The 18,248-nt window shown below is 36.1% G+C and carries 26 protein-coding genes; 18 read left to right on the top strand and 8 right to left on the bottom strand.

Annotated elements, in window-relative coordinates:
* Window positions 1-25: 25 nt before the first annotated feature.
* The 4 genes from ACUXEY_RS05300 to ACUXEY_RS05285 all read right to left on the bottom strand — a co-directional run bounded on the left by ACUXEY_RS05300 (window position 26) and on the right by ACUXEY_RS05285 (window position 2,751).
* Window positions 26-865, bottom strand: a complete 840-nt coding sequence (locus ACUXEY_RS05300) for a hypothetical protein (RefSeq protein WP_429600026.1) — start codon at window positions 863-865, stop codon at window positions 26-28.
* A gap of 200 nt (window positions 866-1,065) precedes the next feature.
* Window positions 1,066-1,734, bottom strand: a complete 669-nt coding sequence (locus ACUXEY_RS05295) for a DUF1048 domain-containing protein (RefSeq protein ID WP_461300232.1) — start codon at window positions 1,732-1,734, stop codon at window positions 1,066-1,068.
* A gap of 7 nt (window positions 1,735-1,741) precedes the next feature.
* A complete protein-coding gene (locus tag ACUXEY_RS05290; RefSeq protein ID WP_429600020.1) occupies window positions 1,742-2,428 on the bottom strand; it encodes a DUF1129 family protein in 687 nt (228 codons plus the stop codon).
* 5 nt (window positions 2,429-2,433) lie between these two features.
* On the bottom strand, window positions 2,434-2,751 hold the full coding sequence (locus ACUXEY_RS05285) for a PadR family transcriptional regulator (protein WP_000556083.1): 318 nt from the start codon (window positions 2,749-2,751) through the stop codon (window positions 2,434-2,436).
* Between the two features lie 156 nt (window positions 2,752-2,907).
* Between ACUXEY_RS05285 and splB the strand changes: the two genes are divergently transcribed.
* From splB to ACUXEY_RS05270, 3 genes are all read left to right on the top strand, one after another.
* Window positions 2,908-3,933: a spore photoproduct lyase gene (splB, locus tag ACUXEY_RS05280; RefSeq protein ID WP_461300231.1), complete on the top strand. Its 1,026-nt coding sequence runs from the start codon at window positions 2,908-2,910 to the stop codon at window positions 3,931-3,933.
* A 144-nt stretch (window positions 3,934-4,077) separates the two neighbouring features.
* Complete coding sequence (gene mntR, locus ACUXEY_RS05275) at window positions 4,078-4,506, top strand: transcriptional regulator MntR (protein ID WP_001143071.1); 429 nt, start codon at window positions 4,078-4,080, stop codon at window positions 4,504-4,506.
* Between the two features lie 53 nt (window positions 4,507-4,559).
* Complete coding sequence (locus ACUXEY_RS05270; protein ID WP_166701836.1) at window positions 4,560-5,222, top strand: HAD family hydrolase; 663 nt, start codon at window positions 4,560-4,562, stop codon at window positions 5,220-5,222.
* Here the strand turns inward: ACUXEY_RS05270 and ACUXEY_RS05265 are convergent.
* Together ACUXEY_RS05265 and ACUXEY_RS05260 are read right to left on the bottom strand one after the other, a co-directional pair.
* Entirely contained in the window at window positions 5,219-5,620 is a 402-nt protein-coding gene (locus ACUXEY_RS05265; protein WP_078420398.1) for an SA1362 family protein, read from the bottom strand. The two genes, ACUXEY_RS05270 and ACUXEY_RS05265, sit on opposite strands and share 4 nt — an antisense overlap.
* 79 nt (window positions 5,621-5,699) lie before the next feature.
* The gene (locus ACUXEY_RS05260) at window positions 5,700-6,620 is read right to left on the bottom strand and encodes a DUF1385 domain-containing protein (protein ID WP_087956918.1); all 921 of its coding nucleotides are present in this window, start codon (window positions 6,618-6,620) and stop codon (window positions 5,700-5,702) included.
* A 244-nt stretch (window positions 6,621-6,864) separates the two neighbouring features.
* On the opposite strand from ACUXEY_RS05260, the gene ACUXEY_RS05255 reads away from it, so the two are divergent.
* Genes ACUXEY_RS05255 through efp form a run of 4 tightly spaced genes read left to right on the top strand, consistent with a single transcriptional unit; the run spans window position 6,865 to window position 9,491 of the window.
* Window positions 6,865-7,353 carry a YqhR family membrane protein gene (locus tag ACUXEY_RS05255; protein ID WP_461300230.1) on the top strand — a complete coding sequence of 163 codons (489 nt, stop codon included), beginning with the start codon at window positions 6,865-6,867 and terminating at the stop codon, window positions 7,351-7,353.
* 52 nt (window positions 7,354-7,405) lie between these two features.
* Window positions 7,406-7,846 carry a type II 3-dehydroquinate dehydratase gene (aroQ, locus tag ACUXEY_RS05250; protein WP_166701838.1) on the top strand — a complete coding sequence of 147 codons (441 nt, stop codon included), beginning with the start codon at window positions 7,406-7,408 and terminating at the stop codon, window positions 7,844-7,846.
* A 4-nt stretch (window positions 7,847-7,850) separates the two neighbouring features.
* Window positions 7,851-8,912 (top strand): Xaa-Pro dipeptidase, encoded by a 1,062-nt coding sequence (gene pepQ, locus ACUXEY_RS05245; protein WP_438878323.1) that lies wholly within the window; start codon window positions 7,851-7,853, stop codon window positions 8,910-8,912.
* Between the two features lie 21 nt (window positions 8,913-8,933).
* The gene (gene efp, locus ACUXEY_RS05240; protein ID WP_029439892.1) at window positions 8,934-9,491 is read left to right on the top strand and encodes an elongation factor P; all 558 of its coding nucleotides are present in this window, start codon (window positions 8,934-8,936) and stop codon (window positions 9,489-9,491) included.
* A 35-nt stretch (window positions 9,492-9,526) separates the two neighbouring features.
* Here efp and ACUXEY_RS05235 read toward each other — a convergent pair whose 3' ends face one another.
* Entirely contained in the window at window positions 9,527-9,829 is a 303-nt protein-coding gene (locus ACUXEY_RS05235; RefSeq protein WP_461300229.1) for a hypothetical protein, read from the bottom strand.
* 285 nt (window positions 9,830-10,114) lie between these two features.
* Here ACUXEY_RS05235 and ACUXEY_RS05230 point away from each other — a divergent pair, with 285 nt between their 5' ends.
* From ACUXEY_RS05230 to ACUXEY_RS05190, 9 genes are read left to right on the top strand one after another with little or no spacing between them, the layout of a single operon-like run.
* A complete protein-coding gene (locus ACUXEY_RS05230; protein ID WP_000816054.1) occupies window positions 10,115-10,396 on the top strand; it encodes a YqhV family protein in 282 nt (93 codons plus the stop codon).
* A 28-nt stretch (window positions 10,397-10,424) separates the two neighbouring features.
* Window positions 10,425-11,351 carry a stage III sporulation protein AA gene (gene spoIIIAA / locus ACUXEY_RS05225; protein ID WP_048531080.1) on the top strand — a complete coding sequence of 309 codons (927 nt, stop codon included), beginning with the start codon at window positions 10,425-10,427 and terminating at the stop codon, window positions 11,349-11,351.
* On the top strand, window positions 11,345-11,860 hold the full coding sequence (gene spoIIIAB / locus ACUXEY_RS05220) for a stage III sporulation protein SpoIIIAB (RefSeq protein ID WP_016086319.1): 516 nt from the start codon (window positions 11,345-11,347) through the stop codon (window positions 11,858-11,860). The genes spoIIIAA and spoIIIAB overlap by 7 nt, the downstream gene beginning before the upstream one ends.
* 14 nt (window positions 11,861-11,874) lie before the next feature.
* A complete protein-coding gene (gene spoIIIAC / locus ACUXEY_RS05215) occupies window positions 11,875-12,078 on the top strand; it encodes a stage III sporulation protein AC (RefSeq protein ID WP_000020914.1) in 204 nt (67 codons plus the stop codon).
* Window positions 12,079-12,101: 23 nt separating this feature from the next.
* Entirely contained in the window at window positions 12,102-12,485 is a 384-nt protein-coding gene (gene spoIIIAD / locus ACUXEY_RS05210) for a stage III sporulation protein AD (RefSeq protein WP_079245909.1), read from the top strand.
* A gap of 10 nt (window positions 12,486-12,495) precedes the next feature.
* A complete protein-coding gene (spoIIIAE, locus tag ACUXEY_RS05205) occupies window positions 12,496-13,668 on the top strand; it encodes a stage III sporulation protein AE (RefSeq protein WP_000943696.1) in 1,173 nt (390 codons plus the stop codon).
* A 12-nt stretch (window positions 13,669-13,680) separates the two neighbouring features.
* Complete coding sequence (gene spoIIIAF / locus ACUXEY_RS05200; protein ID WP_048531074.1) at window positions 13,681-14,313, top strand: stage III sporulation protein AF; 633 nt, start codon at window positions 13,681-13,683, stop codon at window positions 14,311-14,313.
* Window positions 14,303-14,965 carry a stage III sporulation protein AG gene (gene spoIIIAG, locus ACUXEY_RS05195; RefSeq protein ID WP_461300228.1) on the top strand — a complete coding sequence of 221 codons (663 nt, stop codon included), beginning with the start codon at window positions 14,303-14,305 and terminating at the stop codon, window positions 14,963-14,965. Before spoIIIAF ends, spoIIIAG begins: the two co-directional genes overlap by 11 nt.
* A 15-nt stretch (window positions 14,966-14,980) precedes the next feature.
* The gene (locus tag ACUXEY_RS05190) at window positions 14,981-15,640 is read left to right on the top strand and encodes a SpoIIIAH-like family protein (RefSeq protein WP_461300227.1); all 660 of its coding nucleotides are present in this window, start codon (window positions 14,981-14,983) and stop codon (window positions 15,638-15,640) included.
* A gap of 85 nt (window positions 15,641-15,725) precedes the next feature.
* Here ACUXEY_RS05190 and ACUXEY_RS05185 read toward each other — a convergent pair whose 3' ends face one another.
* Complete coding sequence (locus ACUXEY_RS05185) at window positions 15,726-15,920, bottom strand: hypothetical protein (RefSeq protein WP_048531067.1); 195 nt, start codon at window positions 15,918-15,920, stop codon at window positions 15,726-15,728.
* Window positions 15,921-16,389: 469 nt separating this feature from the next.
* On the opposite strand from ACUXEY_RS05185, the gene accB reads away from it, so the two are divergent.
* Together accB and accC are read left to right on the top strand one after the other, a co-directional pair.
* A complete protein-coding gene (gene accB, locus ACUXEY_RS05180; RefSeq protein ID WP_048531065.1) occupies window positions 16,390-16,878 on the top strand; it encodes an acetyl-CoA carboxylase biotin carboxyl carrier protein in 489 nt (162 codons plus the stop codon).
* 16 nt (window positions 16,879-16,894) lie between these two features.
* Entirely contained in the window at window positions 16,895-18,247 is a 1,353-nt protein-coding gene (accC, locus tag ACUXEY_RS05175; RefSeq protein ID WP_061677463.1) for an acetyl-CoA carboxylase biotin carboxylase subunit, read from the top strand.
* Window position 18,248 lies beyond the last annotated feature (1 nt).

Genomic DNA, 18,248 nt, shown 5'->3' with positions numbered 1-18,248 from the left:
GTGGCAATTGCCACCTCTTATTTTTTTATAGTAAATTAAGTACTTTTTCTACTTTGATTCCTTTATCTTGTAAAGAACGAAGGCGATTTACAACGTCCATAATTTCTTTGTCAAATGTAACGCTAATACCTTGGCTTTGTAATTCTTGTTTTAATCCTTCAATAGAATCATCTATGTCGATGCCAAGCTCGTAATCTTGACAAACCTCAATTGTCTTTTTCACGAGTTTCACATAATTTTCTTGTAGTTTTGTATTTGTTTCAGTCAAAGCAGATTGCTTCGGTTTTGCAGGCGCAACCGGTGCTGTCTCTTGCTTTGTAACTGGAGTTGGTACTGCTTTTTTCACAGGTGCTGGAGTAGATAATTCCACAGCAGCTTCTACACTTACTGGCTTCGGTGTTGGTACCGGAGTAGGTTTAGGTGCTGCAGGTGTTTCTACTCGCGTAACAGGTTTTGGAGCCGGTGTAACTGCTTTTGGAACTTCTACAACTACTTCTTTTTTCGGAGTAGCTTCTACAACAGTTTCTTCTTGCTCAGCAGCTTCTTTATTCTCTTTGCTCCACATAACGCGTTCAACTTCTAGAGAAACATTGTTTTTGTTCATCGCTGTTAATGTAACTTTACCAACTTCAGCGTTCCCAGTGAAATCAACAATTTTATAAATAACACTCTTGTTCCAATCCACGTTTCCGCTCAAAAATAATTCTTCGTTACATTTCGGCGTTAAGCCCTCGATTTTAATTTCTGCGTTTACACCGTTTTCACTATATACCATAATTAGCGAAGCATTTACATCTTCGTCTGCTAACATTAGTTCACGTACCATTTTGCCGGTGCGTACTTGCGTTTTCTTCTTAACTGACATCTAATTTCTCCTCTCAAAAATTCAGTAATAATAAAAAAATCGTATAACGAAAAATAATTGCTCACGAAGATTTATGATACCGATAATAAAAGCATCACGTCAACAATTAACTTTAATTATTTTGCATTTTTCTTATTTTCTTTATGAAATTTTTCAATTTGTAAAATTAGACAGAAGAAAAACAGCCTTTTGAAGGGCTGTTAAAATTTAGATGTTTTATATAAAAATTTGTACAAAATATAAAAAGAAAGTGAAACAAGGGCACCTTGCCAAATAGACAAATTATAAAATAAGAATGGTTGTGTTTTAAAAAATACGTTTGAAAAAACTGATAAAACAAAAGGTATGAATACAGATAATAAGAGGAGTGCTTTTTGTTTCCAGGAAACCATTATTGTAAAAGAAAAACGCCTAAATAACGAAAAAGTTATAAAAGCACCAATTGCTAAAACAATAGCAGATAATATTGTTCCAGGAATACTAAATGGAATTCCCGAAGCGTTTGCATCTGAAAATAGTTTTTGCATAAGAGTAGTGAATGTATCGTATCCAATTTGGATAGCTAATAATAAACTAACTGCAAATCCAATAACGGCAGTTTGTTGCAAAGTATTTTGATGTTCTGAAGAGCCAATCAATTCATCGCAGTAAGTTTTTAAATCTTCTCCGAAAATATCATGTGCATTTTTACCGTCTTCTTGTGCTTCTAAAAGATGATCCAATATTTCTAAAAGTAATTCCTCCATTTGCTTTTGTGGAACGCTAGTAAAGCGTAAATAAATAAGCATATCACCATAAGCAGCTTCGTTTTCAGGTGTTAATAACTTTCTTTTTTCATTGTTTAACTTAACCATTTCTTTTTCGGTCATCGTATCGTTACTCCTTTTTAAAGTCTAAATATTCTTTTTTGAAGAAGATTTTGTATAGTGCATAGCAAGAGATAGCCAATAAAGCACCGATCCAAGGTGAGATTTGTAATGTAGTATAGGGCTGTTTAATAAATAAAAAGGAAATACCGATTAATAGTATCCATAGGCTATGGCGTATGAAAAATCCTCCAATATGCCTCCAAATAGTTGTTTTATTTTTAAATAAATCAGTGTTTATAAAATCGAAAACAAAACGTATCATAAGATGTACGGACAAGATAAATGCAAGCAGATAAATGAAATCAATGTGTACAAATTTAAAACGTGGTTCATTTGAAAATAAGGAAAATACCAATGCAATTACGGAAGAAACAGCAAAATATATTGCTAACAGGTAACTAGTTATAAATAAAGGAATCGATAATTGTTCCCATAAACTTTGTTTCGGTAGGGCAGCAATTAGTTCGTCACAGTATGCCTGTAAGTCGTCGCCAAAAATATCATAAGCACTTTTTTCTTCTTGCTGGGCTTCAATAAGGTGATCGAGAATTTCGATTAGCAGTTCTTCCGCTTGGTATTCTGGCACTTTAGCTAAGCGGATGTATATTAACATGTCACTATAGGTGATTTCATTTTCTGTGGTTAATAATTTACGCTTTTCGTTATTTAGTTCGATTAAATCTTTCGCCTTCATCCCTATCACTCCCCTTGTAATAAATTGTTCACCGTAGTTGAAACCATTCCCCAGCTTTGCTTAAATTCTTCAAGCTGTTCTAATCCTTTATCGGTTACGTGATAATATTTTCGCTTTGGACCGAGTGAGGATGCTTTTAATGTTCCTTCAATCAATTTTTCTTTTTGCATACGTAATAATAACGGATATATGCTTCCTTCGCTTACAAATGTAAATCCGTGTTTATTTAATTTTGTACTCAGTTCATATCCGTACACTTCTTCTTGTGAAATGATGTATAGGATGCAACCTTCGAGCACGCCTTTTAACATTTGGCTGTGCATGATTTCACCACCTTTTACTCAGGTAACTTGCGTTGCAAGGTAGCTGTTATCCAAATTATAACATTCAGTAACTTGCAACGCAAGTTACTGAAGTGGAAAACTTTAATGCGTGTTAATTTTTCAACGTTTCTCATACTAACGAGAGGAGGGAAGTGTATGAAACCATTTATGCCAAAAATCGTGTACTTTGAACCGAAGGCACTTGAATATCCGCTTGGAAAAGAGTTGTATGAGAAGTTTACGAAGATGGGATTAGAAATTCGTGAAACGACATCTCATAATCAAATTAGAAATTTGCCAGGTGAAAATGATTTGCAAAAGTATCGTAATGCAAAAGCAACGCTTGTCGTTGGGGTGAGGAAGACATTAAAGTTTGATACGTCAAAACCGTCAGCTGAATATGCAATCCCGCTCGCAACAGGGTGTATGGGGCATTGCCATTATTGCTATTTGCAAACGACACTTGGGAGTAAGCCTTACGTTCGCGTGTATGTTAATCTCGATGAAATATTTGAGAAGGCAAAGCAATATATGGATGAAAGAGCACCTGAAATAACAAGATTTGAAGCGGCTTGTACATCAGATATCGTTGGAATTGATCATTTAACACATGCATTAAAGAGGGCGATAGAGTTTATTGGAGAAAGTGAATACGGGCGTTTACGTTTCGTTACGAAATATTCGCACGTTGATCATTTGTTAGATGCAAAACATAACGGGAAAACTCGTTTCCGGTTTAGTATTAATTCACGGTATGTGATTAAAAATTTTGAGCCAGGGACATCACCGTTTGAAGAGCGTATTGAGGCGGCACGTAAAGTAGCAGGCGCGGGTTATCCACTTGGGTTTATAGTTGCGCCGCTTTATATGCATGAAGGGTGGGAAGAAGGATACCGTGAACTATTTGAGCGACTGTACAATGCACTAAAAGATTTGTCGATACCAAATTTAACATTTGAATTAATTCAACATCGTTTTACAAAACCGGCAAAAAAGGTCATTCAAGAGCGTTATCCGAATACGAAACTTGAAATGGATGAAGAGAAGCGTAAATATAAATGGGGACGATACGGAATCGGAAAATACGTTTATAAAAAAGATGAAGCGGAAGTATTAGAAGAAACAATAAGAGGTTATATACATGAGTTTTTTCCTGATGCAGAAATACAATATTTTACTTAAGAAGAGTCTGTATACAAATACAGATTCTTTTTTGTTTTATATATTTAGGCTTGTTTTCAACTTGTCACGTTATTCTTTCTGGTGTATCATTTTATTGATTGCTTCGTACGGAATGAGCAAAATGAAATTGGATGGAGGAAACCGATGCCTACCCCTAGTATGGAAGATTATATTGAACAAATTTATTTGTTGATTGATGAAAAGGGTTATGCCCGCGTATCTGATATTGCTGAAGCGCTTAGTGTACATCCATCCTCTGTAACAAAAATGGTGCAAAAATTAGACAAAGATGAATATCTAATTTATGAAAAATATAGAGGGCTTGTATTAACATCAAAAGGTAAAAAAATTGGAGAACGTCTCGTATACCGTCATGACTTGCTAGAGCAATTTATGCGTATTATCGGTTTGGATGAAAGTAAAATTTACAATGATGTAGAAGGAATTGAACATCATTTGAGCTGGGAAGCAATTGACCGCATTGGTGATTTAGTACAATACTTTGAACAAGATGAGGTTCGAGTGGAAACACTTCGTGGCGTTCAAAAAGCAAATGAAGAGAAAAGTAATTAAGGGGAACGTATGTCGTTTCCTTTTTTATTTCAACCGAAAAGGATGGGAGAATTATGAAAGCAATTATTTTTGATTTTGATGGATTAATTGTGGACACAGAAACAATATGGTTTCACTCTTTCAGAGAAGTCGTTCGTGAGTATGGCGGGGAGTTACCTTTAGAGGAATTTGCAAAATGTATTGGAACGACAGATGATGTACTATATGCATATTTAAATGAGCAATTAAAAGAGAAGTTTAACAAGCATGTATTAAAAGAAAAAGTGAAAAATTTACATAAAGAGAAAATGAAAATAACAGAAGCTCGTGACGGTGTAAAAGAATATTTAGAGGAAGCGAAAGAAATGGGATTGAAAATCGCATTAGCTTCCAGTTCATCTAGAGAATGGGTTGTTTCTTTTTTGGAAGAGCTACAAATTCGAGATTATTTTGAAGTCATTAAAACGAGAGAAGATGTTGAAAAGGTAAAACCAGATCCAGCACTTTATCGAATTGCGATAGAAGATTTAGGGATTGATTCGTCTGAAGCTGTTGTATTTGAAGATTCATTAAACGGATTGAAAGCAGCAATTGCGGCAGGGTTAAAGTGCGTTGTTGTACCGAATGATGTAACACGGAATTTACCCTTTGAAAATCATCACCTTCGAATTGAAAGCATGAAAGATAAAAGTTTGAAAGAAGTGCTTCAAAGTATAAAAAAAGACCGTATTTCCTAAAAGGAAGCACGGTCTTTCTTTTTTGTTTTTTTACCTTCAATGACAGTTAAATGAGATTGTTTTCTTTTACGCTTCAAAGTGGAAGGAGTGCTTTTTTTCCCTTTGTCATTAGAAGCGTTTGATTTAAAGAAAGAATTGCTTAGGGGTGCTACATTTTGTTTCCCATGTTTGCGGTTCGATTGTTTTGCAGCACGCTTATAAGAGCTTTGCGAATTTGCAGAACCACTAGAGTTTGTAAACATTTTGTAGAGTAAATAAAAGATACCAACGACAGCCAACATGATACCAATATTTCTTAACACTCCCATTGGATCTGTAATGACAGATGAAACAAGGCCGAATATTGCTAATCCGATAATAAGCACAAATATAGCGAAAGTAAACGAACGACCGTTCATAAGGAACACCTCCTAAAAACATATATTAAAAATAGTATATTAACGATGAGGAAAGGAGTTGAACACCATTTTTAAATAATTATTGTTTGTTTTCTAAACGTAATAATTCTTCAAACGATGCAATGGCTACTTCCACTTGATCATCTGTTGGTTCTTTCGTTGTTAATAGTTGCAGCCATAATCCGGGATATCCAAGTATGCGTAATACTGGAATGTCGCGTAATCGATTCGTAAATTGTAACACTTCAAAAGAAATGCCGAGAACGACTGGAATTAATAAAATTCGGTTTACGACTCTGGCCCAAAGTGGATCTGTAGGGACAAGGAAGTAAACAAACATTCCAATAATGACTGTAAATATAATAAAGCTACTGCCACAACGATAATGAAGGCGAGTTTGTTTTTGAACATTTTCTACAGTCATCGGAAGATTATTCTCATAGGCATTAATTACTTTATGCTCCGCACCATGGTACTGAAATACCCGCTTAATAAGTGGGGTTAAAGAAATAAAGTATATATAGCTCAATAATAGCATGAGCTTAATGACACTTTCGACAATGATTTGCCCTGTATGAGAGGGAAAAATCGGTCTCGTTAATTCAGCTAGTAGTGCAGGAACTGCTGTGAAAATGACTTTACCGAATATGAAAGATAAAACACCAACTGCTGCAACTCCTAATACCATCGTTAATTTCGATTGTTCTTCTTTTTTATTTGCAATTTGTTCGTCTTCCTCTGGGTGGACATCAAATCGTTCTGAAGCAAAGTTTAAATGTTTTGCTCCGTTCGCACTTGCATCCACAATAGCGGCAATCCCTCGTAAAAATGGAATTTTTTTTAGGATAGATAATGCTTTATTACGAACGCGTGGTAATCGATAAAATTCAATCGATTTATCTTTACGACGAACCGCTGTAACAGTATATTCTCTACCGCCAAACATAACTCCTTCTATGACTGCTTGCCCGCCATATATTTGTTTTGACTCTTCTGCCATGTTAACACCAACCTGTATTTGTTTCTCTCTTATGTAGAAAAAGAGGCAATTGTCATACTGGGTTCTGTCATTTTGAAATAAGACAATCACCGAGTTTCCTTTATTTTATCGACAAATACAAGTATATGACAAGGAAAAATGTTACGAGAGTCGGACATTTCTTATTCTTTTTATAGACAAATTTCGCAGTATTTAAACATGGTTCAAAATAGTTTCGGGCATACTATTGAGCGGAGGTGTCGATGTGAGTCAAGAACAATTAGGAACAAGGAATTTTGTGCAAATTGGTTTATTTGGTGGAATCTTTTGGGGGGGAATATGGTATTTCCTTCATATATTTTCATTTACTGAAGCGGGACCGAACTATTTACTTTTACCATTTGCCTTTGGAAGCTGGAAAGAAGGGGTATGGGGCAATGTGTCAGGAATTGTTTGTATGGGACTACTTTCAATTTTAATTGCCTTTTTATATAAAGCGTTTTTGGCAAAGTTTGAAGGAATTCTTCCAGGGATGATTTATGGTCTATTTTGGTGGGCGTTATTATTTTTCGGAATGGGGTTAATAGCGCCTGCTATTAAAAGTGCACTTCATTTACCAAAAGAAACACTTGTGACGACGATATGCATTTTTATATTGTATGGTGTATTTATAGCATACTCTGTTTCTTACGCAGTAAATACCAATAAGGCCGAGCGAGAAGGGGAAGAGAAGACAAACTATTCAAATAAGTAACTCCTATGTTAAAATGTTGTATAGACATTTAATATTAAGGAGTTTTAAGCATATGAAAAAGGTACTCCTCGTAAACGGTCCTAACCTAAATCGCCTCGGTGTCAGGGAGGTAAATGTATATGGAAAGGGCACGCTAGCGACACTTGAAGCAGATATGAAGCAAGAAGCAGAAACAATGGGAGTGGAGTTAGAATGTTTCCAATCGAATCATGAAGGTGCAATTATCGATTGTATTCATGAGGCGGAAGATATATATGAAGGGATCATTTTAAATCCGGGAGCATTTACGCATTATAGCTATGCGATTCGAGATGCAATTGCGAGCATTTCGATTCCTGTTATTGAAGTACATATTTCTAACATTCACCAGCGTGAGTCGTTCCGTCACGAATCTGTGACAGCAGCTGTTTGTGCGGGACAAATTGTTGGATTTGGTTTTTATGGCTATAAGTTAGCGTTATTTGCATTAATGGAGAAATTGAGGGAGGCATAAAGTAATGGAGAAAATCGAAAGATTAAGAAGTGCATTTGATGAGGCTGATATTGATGGTATTTTGTTAACAAATGAACATAGTCGTAGATATATGGCTAACTTTACAGGAACAGCTGGTGTTGTACTGATTTCGAAAAATCGTGCTCAATTTATTACAGACTTCCGTTACGTAGAGCAGGCTACTAAACAAGCTGTTGGATATGAGATTGTACAGCATGCAGGATTAATTATCGATGAAGTTGCAAAGCAAGTGAAGGAACTAGGAATTCAAAAGCTTGGCTTTGAGCAAGATACTCTTACATATAGTTCTTATTCAGCTCATAAAGAAGCGATCGATGCTGAATTTATCCCAACTTCTGGGCTTGTAGAAAAGTTACGCTTGATAAAGACTGATTCAGAGATTAAGATATTAAAGGAAGCTGCACAGATTGCAGATGCTGCCTTTGAACATATTCTATCATTCATTCGCCCGGGAGTATCTGAAATTGAAGTGTCAAATGAACTTGAATTTTTCATGAGAAAACAAGGAGCAACATCTTCTTCGTTTGATATTATCGTTGCTTCAGGTCTTCGTTCGGCATTACCGCACGGCGTGGCATCTGAAAAAGTGATAGAAACAGGAGATTTCGTTACATTAGACTTCGGCGCTTATTACAAAGGGTATTGCTCTGATATTACTCGTACGATCGCAGTTGGTGAACCATCTGATAAATTGAAAGAAATTTATAATATCGTTTTAGAAGCGCAATTACGTGGTGTGAACGGTATTAAAGCTGGTTTAACAGGCCGTGAAGCGGATGCGTTAACGCGCGATTACATAACGGAAAAAGGATACGGTGAATACTTCGGACACTCTACTGGTCATGGAATCGGTCTTGAAATCCATGAAGCACCAGGTTTAGCGTTCCGTTCTGATACAGTTCTTGAACCAGGTATGGCTGTAACAGTAGAACCAGGTATTTATATTCCAGGTATTGGCGGCGTACGTATTGAAGATGATATCATTGTAACAAGTGAAGGTAATGAAGTAATTACGAAATCACCAAAAGAACTTATTATTTTGTAATACACAGGAGGATTTTTTTACATGATTTCAGTAAACGATTTTCGTACAGGTTTAACAATTTCAGTGGATAATAGCCTTTGGCAAGTACTTGATTTCCAACACGTAAAGCCAGGTAAAGGTGCTGCATTCGTTCGTTCTAAACTACGTAACCTTCGCACAGGTTCTGTTCAAGAGAAAACATTCCGTGCAGGTGAGAAAGTAGAAAAAGCACACATCGAAAACCGTCGTATGCAATACTTATACGCAAGCGGTGAGGCTCACGTATTTATGGATAACGGAACTTACGAACAAATCGAACTTGGTGAAAACCAAATCGAGCGCGAGCTTAAATTCCTAAAAGAAAACATGGAAGTATCTATTATGACTTACCAAGGCGAAGTACTTGGTGTTGAACTTCCAAACACAGTTGAATTACAAGTTACAGAAACAGAGCCAGGTATTAAAGGTGATACTGCTTCTAACGTAACAAAACCAGCTACATTAGAAACTGGTCTTGTTGTACAAGTACCAATCTTCATTAACGAAGGCGAAATGCTTATCATCAACACTGGTGAAGGTAAATACGTTTCTCGTGCATAGTAGAAAAGCACTCGTGATTATCACGAGTGCTTTTTTTATAGAAAATAGGGCAGATAATAAATAGTGGTTATTATAAAACTGAAAGCTGTAAGACTAGCAGTACCTGTTGTGCAAGGACCCCATGTTATTTGAAAAGGTTTTACCGTACCTGTTTTATATATAGTGTGATCAATATTGGCGTTTCGATTTATATTTAAAGCAATGAGCCAAATTGCACCGAATATCGCTAAACTACCAAGGAAAAAGGTCTCCATAAATGACCAACCGACCAATAATGAAAAAAGATAAATATGAGCTAATTCTACTACGACAGTTAAAGTAATTTTTAATATCTTCATATTTTCCCCCTCATTTTGCACATATAGCTAATTTTAAAAATGGCGCGATAAAATAGTACGCGAGATGAATTTAGTTCTGTCCCTCATGCTGCATCATCTACACTTCCCATTTTTATAAAATATACCATAATGATCCATAAAATAATGTGAATATTAAGATTTAAAGGAGGAGATAGAGAAAAATTATGTTTTTAATTCTGAAATAGACAACCTCTGCATATGGTTGTACAAATATATTCTTTTTTAGTATACGCACTAGTAACCGTTATGGGAGAAGGTGGGAGAATGAAACAGTGGCTAGCGGCAATGGAAACATCTGTGCTTGTAATGGGATTACTTCGGTTGTTTTCAGGTAGCGCGGAAATATTCGCCGCTTTGCTTATGCTCTATGTGAATGATGCGAAGAAAGCATTGTTTATAAATGGTATGTTGGCGTTTGTTGGACCGACCGTATTAATTTTAACAATGACAATAGGTATAGCGAGTGTGGCAAGTGAGATTTCTTTCTTGAAACTCTTTTTTCTAGCGCTTGGAATTGGCTGCATTTTTATCGCGTTGTTGAAATAAGTAAGTCGAGTATAGTGGGGCGAAGCTGATGAAAGAAGTATTAGAAGTTTTACCGAAAACGATGAAGCAGTTAGTGGAAAGTTGTAAGCAGTACGATGCTCTAGAGGAAATCCGTGTTCGAATTGGAAGACCGCTAGAGTGTATTGCTCATGGTGAAGTGTTTTTTTATGATTATGTCGTTACAGCAGAGGATGCGATTTACTTATTGAATAAGTTAAGTCAATTCTCAATTTATACGATGGAAGAAGAATTAAAGCGTGGGTATGTAACACTTCGAGGTGGGCATAGAATCGGCTTAGCAGGAAAAGTCATTACAGAAAAAAGCGCAGTGAAAATGATTCGAGATGTCTCTTCCTTTAATATTCGTATTGCTCGTCAAAAAATCGGAATTGCAGAACCACTTTTGCCGTATTTATATAAATCACGATGGTTAAACACGATGGTAATTGGCCCGCCGCAAACGGGGAAAACAACTCTTTTAAGAGACGTAGCACGATGCATGAGTCAAGGTGTAAGTGATTCGAAAATTCCTTCTTGTAAAGTGGGGATTGTTGATGAGCGGTCAGAGATTGCTGGCTGTGTGAAAGGCATTCCGCAATATGACTTTGGCACAAGAGTAGATGTGTTAGACGCATGTCCAAAAGCTGAAGGAATGATGATGATGATCCGTTCTATGAGTCCAGATATTTTGATCGTAGATGAAATCGGACGTAAAGAAGATAGTGAAGCAATTATGGAAGCGGTGCATGCAGGGGTTCAGCTTTTTATAAGTGCACATGGATTTTCTTATGATGATGTTGTGAAACGTCCATCACTAAAGGCGGTGCTGGAGCTCGGCATATTTGATAGGTTTGTGGAGCTATCAAAAGCAAGAGGGCCAGGAACAGTTATGCAAGTGAAAGATAAGAATGGAAAATCGGTATTACCTCATAGAAAGGCTGAGGGCGTATGGTGAAAATCTTTGGTGCAGTGTTAATCGTTGCGGTCAGCACCTTTTTCGGGTTTTCATACGCTAAAAGGTATAGTGAGAGACCGAGGCAACTTAGATTATTAAAAGCGGCGCTTCAATCATTAGAGGCAGAAATTATGTATGGGCATACACCTTTGTCTGAAGCTGCTGAGCGATTAGTGAAACAAATGCCGAAGCCGTTAAATTGGATATTTCAAAGTTTTGCCAGAAGGCTAGAAAGCGGAGAACAAACAGTAAGAGAAGCTTGGATAGATAGTTTGAAAGAAAATTGGAAGCTAACAGCATTTCAACAAACTGAGTATGAGATTTTGCAGCAATTTGGTGAAACGCTCGGACAACATGATCGTGAGTCACAACAAAAACATATTCGCTTATGTATTACACATTTAGAGAGAGAAGAAGAAGAAGCGAAAGCATTACAACTACAATATGAAAAAATGATTAAGAGCTTAGGGGTACTAGCAGGGCTACTTATCGTAATTTTACTGCTATAGGAGGGAGAAAGGCGATGTCCATTGATGTTGGATTAATATTTCAAATCGCCGGAATCGGCATTGTTTTAGCTTTCATTCATACCGTACTAAAAGAATTAAAGCGTGAGGATATTGCAAATTGGGTTATCCTCGTCGGTTTTGTCGTTATTTTATTTCACGTTGCATTTTTAATTAATACGTTATTCGACAAGATTAAAAGTGTCTTTCTCTTCCAGTAAAGGGGGCGGTTCGCATCGAAATTATACAAATTGTCGGATTAGGCCTCGTTGCTACGTTTTTAGCAGCTGTATTGAATCAGCATAAATCTAGCATTACGTCATTATTTATTGTGTTCGTAGGTAGCGTGATGTTTCTTATTTTAATTGATCAAATTCACGCTATTTTACAAATGATTGAGAGAGTAGCGAGTGAAGCGAAAGTTAGCAACGTATATGTAGAAACGTTGCTAAAAATTATTGGGATTGCTTATATTGCTGAGTTTGGAGCGCAAATTACAAAGGATGCCGGACAAGGTGCAATTGCTTCGAAAATTGAATTAGCTGGAAAGATTTTAATTCTCGTTATGGCGATTCCTATTTTGACAGTTGTAATTGAAACTATTCTCGGATTTTTACCGACGGGATAAGGGGGAGTGAATGTTGAGGGGCTTTGGAGCTAAGCTGCTATTTGCTTGCTTCCTTTTCTTTTCTTTACCAGTTGTTGTACAAGCTTCTCCTGTAGAAACAAACGTCGTTGATCAACAATTGGATAAGCTCGGAATTGAAGATGTGAAGCAATTTTGGGACGGGCTTGTTACAAAATATGGAGGTTACTTACCAGAGAGTCAAAAAGGTAGTTTTATGGAGTTTGTAAAGGGAGAAAAAGAAATTTCTATAAAAGAGTGGATGCTCGGTTTATTAAAATATTTATTTCATGAACTTGTTGCAAATGGGAAGCTACTTGGAACGCTTATTATGCTCACAATTTTTAGTGCATTGTTGCAATCACTGCAATCTGCATTTTCAAAGAGTAGTGTAAGCAAAATTGCCGATGCAGTTGTATATATGGTACTGATTATTTTCGCTTTAAACAGCTTTTATGTCGTCATGACATATGCAAGAGAAACAATACAAACAATGGTAGATTTTATATTAGCGTTATTGCCAATCTTGCTTGCACTCATAGCGACAGGGGGCGGTGTTGTATCTGTATCGTTTTTTCATCCGATTATCATCTTCTTAATGAATACGAGTGGGCTTTTGATGAATTATATCGTTCTACCACTTTTATTACTTGCAACGATATTAAGTATTGTAAGTACGATGAGCGATCAATATAAAGTTACGAAATTGTCCAAGCTTCTGCAAAACGTTAGCGTTGGGATTATAGGTATCTTTTTAACGATTTTTTTAGGGGTATTATCTGTACAAGGAACAGCGACAGCTGTTGCTGATGGAATCGCTGTGAAAACAGCTAAATTTGTAACAGGGAACTTCATTCCCGTAGTAGGAAGAATGTTTACTGAGGCAGCGGATACTGTTATTAGTGCATCGGGATTATTAAAAAATACAGTCGGAATTATCGGGCTCGTCATTCTATGCTTAATTGTCGCTTTTCCAGCGATTCAAATTTTTTGTATCGCATTTATTTATAAGTTCGCAGCAGCAGTATTGCAACCAGTTGGCAGCGGAGCAATTATTCAATGTTTAGATATCATTGGCCGGAGCATCATTTATGTATTTGCTTGCTTAGCTATCGTATCGTTTATGTTCTTTTTAAGTATCACAATTATTATTGCTGCGGGGAATATTACACTTATGATGCGGTAGGAGGTGAAGGGTATGCAATTTGTTACAGAGTGGATTCGAAATATTATCGTTTTTTTACTCTTAGCGACAATGCTTCATCTTATTCTTCCAAATTCTAATTTGCAAAAGTACGTTAAATTTGTTGTAAGTCTATTATTAGTAGTTTTAATCTTAACGCCCCTATTTAAACTATTGCAAACAGATGTAAATGAAGTAATCGCAAATTTTAATGAAGAGAAGTACGTAGCAGAAGGATCTGTAAAAAATTCAATAGATTCGAAGAAAAAAGAAATACAAGCTCTAACACGTGCATATAGTTTAGAAGAGATGGCTACCAAAATGAAAAAAGAAGTAGGAAAAGAGTTTGAGAAACAATATGGTATGACAGTCTCTGAAATACAAATAGTCGCAGCGGAAAGTACAGCCGAAGTAAAGTCAGCGAAAGATATTCAATCTGTTGTTGTGACGTTGAAAGAAAAAGAACGTAGTAAAAATGATGCAATCGAAACAGTAAAACCAGTTGAAATTAACACGAAGGAACCACCGAAAAAAGTAGAGGAAGCGAATGTAGAAATGAAAGATTTCTTTTCAAGCAGGTGGCAACTAGAGAATAAACAAATCCAAGTTCAAATGGAAGGGAGGACAGGTAGAGTAAATGGACAATAAAGATAAAAATTCGAAGTTCTCATTTTTTCGAAACTTATTGAATGGGGATGAAAAAGAAAGCAATGAGAAGGGAAAAAAGGTGACACCTAAGTTTTTACTTGTCCTACTCATACTTGGAATTTTGCTTATGTTTTCTAGTAGTTTATTATCAAGTAAAAAAGAAGAAGTACCTGTATTTAAAGAACAAAAAACTCAAAATCAAGAAAAAGATGTATCAACTTTCGGACAAAAAAATAACGATAGTATGTCAAATGTAGAAAAGTATGAAAAAGCGTATGAACAAGAATTAAAAGCAGCTTTAGAAGAAATAGCAGGAGTAAAAGATGTAACGATTAAAGTGAATTTAGATTCATCAGAAGAAAAAATATTAGAGAAAAATACAGTGAAACGTTCACAAACAACAGGTGAAACAGATAAAACAGGTGGTAAAAGAGAAGTGGAAGATGAGTCTCTTGATGAAAAGACAGTCATTATACGTGAAGGGGATAAAGAAACTCCCGTTGTTTTACGAACAGAGAAACCGAAAGTACGAGGTGTCCTTGTCGTAGCAAAAGGAGTGGATAATATACAAGTTAAAGCGATGGTAAAAGAAGCAGTCATACGGCTGCTAGATGTACCAGCTCATCGCGTTTCAGTATCACCGAAAAATTGATAGGGAGGAAATAAAGTGTTAAAAAAACAAACGGTTTGGTTATTAACGATGTTAAGTTTAGTTGTTGTACTATCTGTTTATTACGTAACAACTCCTGACAAAATGAATACAGCATCACCAGCAACAGGTGAAAAGATTGGACAAGAAAAACAAGGTACTGATAAAGCGGTAACAAATGAAGCACCGAAAGAAATGCCTACAAATAAGGAAACATCAAATAAAGAAACAAACAAAGAAACAGACAAAAAAGAGAATGCAAACAAGGAAACATCAAACAAAGAAACAAGTAAAAAAGATGCTAACGTAACAGTTCAATCAAGTGATGAAAATTTCACAGCGCTACGTATGCAAATGGAAGATCAGCGAAGTGAACAAAAAGCAAAATTACAAGAAGTGATGAGTTCAACAAAAGCTTCAGCAACAGAAAAGAATAAAGCGAAAGAAAATTTTGATGCCATTACGACAATGGAAACGAAGCAAGAACTACTTGAGACAGTAATTAAATCTCAAGGTGGATATAAAGATGCTCTTGTAAGAGCAGATGGAACTGACATTAGAGTAACTGTGAAAGCAGCAAAACATTCACAAAAAGAAGCGAATAAAATTATACAGCTTGTAAGAAGTGAAGGCGGATCAAAAGATGTAGGTGTGAAATTTGATCCACCAACAAAATAAAAATTAATAATCCGCGGGGACATCCCCCACGGATTATTAATTTTTGCGAATCGGATTGTTTGAAAATAATAATAGAAAAAAGCTATCATTTTCGATAGCTTTTTTCTGTTTCGTCTTTGTAGTTGCTTTTATTATGCTCAACTCGGAATGGAGAAATACGTTGTGAGTAAAAGATTAGTGGTTCATGGTAACGATGATTACTTTTTCCAGATTTGACGTGGATGAAGAGAACGAATGCCCAGACCATTACGGCAGGTAAGAAGAGAATGAGCCATATCATATGTCCACACCTCGATACGATATATTTTCTACACTTTGAACATACTATTCTTATATGAAGGAATGATGAACGACGTGTAAACAAAAAAATAATATTTGGTAAAAATATATTATTGACTATAGATGAGGTGAAGAATAGAGCGGTAATGATATGGTTACTTTGTAGCATTTTGAAAAAGTAAGGAATGTTTTTTAGGAAGTGGTCTTGCCAATTTTGTGTGAAACTTGGTATTATTACTAGGTAATAAATTTTTATTGGAATAATATTTTTACAGGAATTTCGATTTATTATAAAGAAATATAAATTGGAATGTTTAAAAAATTTATCGTAAGATGGAAATAGTAACTATTTCTATTAGTAAATGAAATACATTTTCTAATAGAGTACATCGTATTTTTACAGTCAATCTAGTTTTAGTGGTGAGAATCTGTAAAAACGGGACAAACAAGAGTATGGGAGTGGATTTTACATGTTTAAAATTCAAGAAGTTCGTGAATTAATTAAATTAATTGATAGCTCTAATATTGATGAATTTGAATACAAAAAAGATGGTACGACAATCAAAATGAAAAAGCGTGGTAATGAAGTTGTTGCGGTGCAAGCACCTGTAGCGAAACAAGCCGTGCAACCAGTAGCACCTGTTGAAGTTGAAACAACAGTAGCGGCAGCACAAGTGGAAGTACCAAAACAAGAAGAGAAAAAAGCTGTTCAAAATGAAAACCTACATAAAATTACTTCACCGATGGTAGGTACATTCTATTCTTCTTCTTCGCCTGATACACCTGCATATGTAAGTGTAGGGGATAGAGTATCGAAAGATTCTATCGTATGTATTGTCGAGGCTATGAAATTATTTAACGAAATCGATGCTGATGTAGATGGCGAAATTGTTGAGATTCTTGTTAATAATGGACAGCTTGTGGAGTATGGACAACCGCTATTTCTTGTAAAAGCGTAATAAGGGAGTCTTTGTGATGATAAAAAAAGTATTAATAGCCAATCGTGGGGAAATTGCTGTACGAATTATTCGTGCTTGTAAAGAAATGGATATTGAAACAGTTGCAATTTATTCAGAAGCAGATAAAGAGTCACTTCACGTACAAATTGCTGATGAGGCGTATTGTGTAGGACCAACGATTTCGAAAGAAAGCTATTTAAATTTGACGAACATTATTAGCGTTGCGAAGTTAACAGGTTGCGATGCTATTCATCCGGGATACGGATTTTTAGCAGAAAATGCAGATTTTGCAGAGTTATGTCGTGAATGTAACTTGATTTTTATCGGTCCAAGTCCAGAAGCTATTTCAAAGATGGGCACAAAAGACGTTGCTCGTGATACAATGAAAGAAGCAGGGGTTCCGATTGTACCAGGTTCACAAGGGATTATTAAAAATACCGAAGAAGCGATCGAACTTGCTAATCAAATTGGATATCCAGTTATTATTAAAGCGACTGCTGGTGGTGGCGGAAAAGGTATTCGTGTTGCGCGCCATGAAGAAGAGCTTGTAAAAGGAATTCAAATTACACAGCAAGAAGCTAGTACCGCTTTTGGGAACCCTGGTGTATACTTAGAAAAGTACGTTGAAGATTTCCGCCATGTTGAGATTCAAATAATGGCAGATACACACGGAAATGCCATTCATTTAGGAGAGCGTGATTGTACAATTCAGCGCCGCTTGCAAAAACTACTAGAAGAAAGTCCATCACCTGCACTTGATGAAAATGTTCGCAAGCAGATGGGTGAGGCGGCAGTTAAAGCAGCGGTAGCGGTTGATTATACAGGTGCTGGTACGGTTGAGTTTATTTATGAATATAGAACGAAAAGCTTTTATTTCATGGAGATGAATACGAGAATTCAAGTTGAGCATCCAGTTACTGAAATGGTAACAGGGATGGATTTAATTAAAGAACAAATTCGTGTTGCTTCTGGAGAAAAGTTATCGTTACAGCAAGAAGAAGTACAATTTAATGGTTGGGCAATTGAATGCCGAATTAATGCGGAAAACCCTGCCAAAAAATTTATGCCATCTCCAGGTAAAGTAGAAATGTACTTACCACCAGGCGGATTTGGTATTCGCGTCGATTCAGCTGTATATCCGGGATATTCAATCCCACCTTTCTATGATTCGATGGTTGCTAAATTAATTGTTCACGGAAAAACACGTGAAGAGGCAATTGCAAAAATGAAGCGTGCACTCAGTGAGTTTGTCATTGAAGGCGTACATACAACAATCCCGTTCCATTTGCAATTGCTAGATCATCCTGATTTTGTAAAAGGTGAGTTTAATACGAAATTTTTGGAAGAGCATGAACTTGTGACGCAGTGAT

Source organism: Bacillus sp. F9_6S_D1_P_5 (assembly GCF_054823925.1).
This window is presented reverse-complemented; position numbering and strand designations above follow the sequence as displayed.

Excerpts from the sequence above, each read along its gene's own strand:
- ACUXEY_RS05300 (WP_429600026.1), bottom strand. The coding sequence starts at position 865 with ATGTCAGTTAAGAAGAAAACGCAAGTACGCACCGGCAAAATGGTACGT.
- ACUXEY_RS05295 (WP_461300232.1), bottom strand. The coding sequence starts at position 1,734 with ATGACCGAAAAAGAAATGGTTAAGTTAAACAATGAAAAAAGAAAGTTA.
- ACUXEY_RS05290 (WP_429600020.1), bottom strand. The coding sequence starts at position 2,428 with ATGAAGGCGAAAGATTTAATCGAACTAAATAACGAAAAGCGTAAATTA.
- ACUXEY_RS05285 (WP_000556083.1), bottom strand. The coding sequence starts at position 2,751 with ATGCACAGCCAAATGTTAAAAGGCGTGCTCGAAGGTTGCATCCTATAC.
- splB (WP_461300231.1), top strand. The coding sequence starts at position 2,908 with ATGAAACCATTTATGCCAAAAATCGTGTACTTTGAACCGAAGGCACTT.
- mntR (WP_001143071.1), top strand. The coding sequence starts at position 4,078 with ATGCCTACCCCTAGTATGGAAGATTATATTGAACAAATTTATTTGTTG.
- ACUXEY_RS05270 (WP_166701836.1), top strand. The coding sequence starts at position 4,560 with ATGAAAGCAATTATTTTTGATTTTGATGGATTAATTGTGGACACAGAA.
- ACUXEY_RS05265 (WP_078420398.1), bottom strand. The coding sequence starts at position 5,620 with ATGAACGGTCGTTCGTTTACTTTCGCTATATTTGTGCTTATTATCGGA.
- ACUXEY_RS05260 (WP_087956918.1), bottom strand. The coding sequence starts at position 6,620 with ATGGCAGAAGAGTCAAAACAAATATATGGCGGGCAAGCAGTCATAGAA.
- aroQ (WP_166701838.1), top strand. The coding sequence starts at position 7,406 with ATGAAAAAGGTACTCCTCGTAAACGGTCCTAACCTAAATCGCCTCGGT.
- pepQ (WP_438878323.1), top strand. The coding sequence starts at position 7,851 with ATGGAGAAAATCGAAAGATTAAGAAGTGCATTTGATGAGGCTGATATT.
- efp (WP_029439892.1), top strand. The coding sequence starts at position 8,934 with ATGATTTCAGTAAACGATTTTCGTACAGGTTTAACAATTTCAGTGGAT.
- ACUXEY_RS05235 (WP_461300229.1), bottom strand. The coding sequence starts at position 9,829 with ATGAAGATATTAAAAATTACTTTAACTGTCGTAGTAGAATTAGCTCAT.
- ACUXEY_RS05230 (WP_000816054.1), top strand. The coding sequence starts at position 10,115 with ATGAAACAGTGGCTAGCGGCAATGGAAACATCTGTGCTTGTAATGGGA.
- spoIIIAA (WP_048531080.1), top strand. The coding sequence starts at position 10,425 with ATGAAAGAAGTATTAGAAGTTTTACCGAAAACGATGAAGCAGTTAGTG.
- spoIIIAB (WP_016086319.1), top strand. The coding sequence starts at position 11,345 with ATGGTGAAAATCTTTGGTGCAGTGTTAATCGTTGCGGTCAGCACCTTT.
- spoIIIAC (WP_000020914.1), top strand. The coding sequence starts at position 11,875 with ATGTCCATTGATGTTGGATTAATATTTCAAATCGCCGGAATCGGCATT.
- spoIIIAE (WP_000943696.1), top strand. The coding sequence starts at position 12,496 with ATGTTGAGGGGCTTTGGAGCTAAGCTGCTATTTGCTTGCTTCCTTTTC.
- spoIIIAF (WP_048531074.1), top strand. The coding sequence starts at position 13,681 with ATGCAATTTGTTACAGAGTGGATTCGAAATATTATCGTTTTTTTACTC.
- spoIIIAG (WP_461300228.1), top strand. The coding sequence starts at position 14,303 with ATGGACAATAAAGATAAAAATTCGAAGTTCTCATTTTTTCGAAACTTA.
- ACUXEY_RS05185 (WP_048531067.1), bottom strand. The coding sequence starts at position 15,920 with ATGATATGGCTCATTCTCTTCTTACCTGCCGTAATGGTCTGGGCATTC.
- accB (WP_048531065.1), top strand. The coding sequence starts at position 16,390 with ATGTTTAAAATTCAAGAAGTTCGTGAATTAATTAAATTAATTGATAGC.
- accC (WP_061677463.1), top strand. The coding sequence starts at position 16,895 with ATGATAAAAAAAGTATTAATAGCCAATCGTGGGGAAATTGCTGTACGA.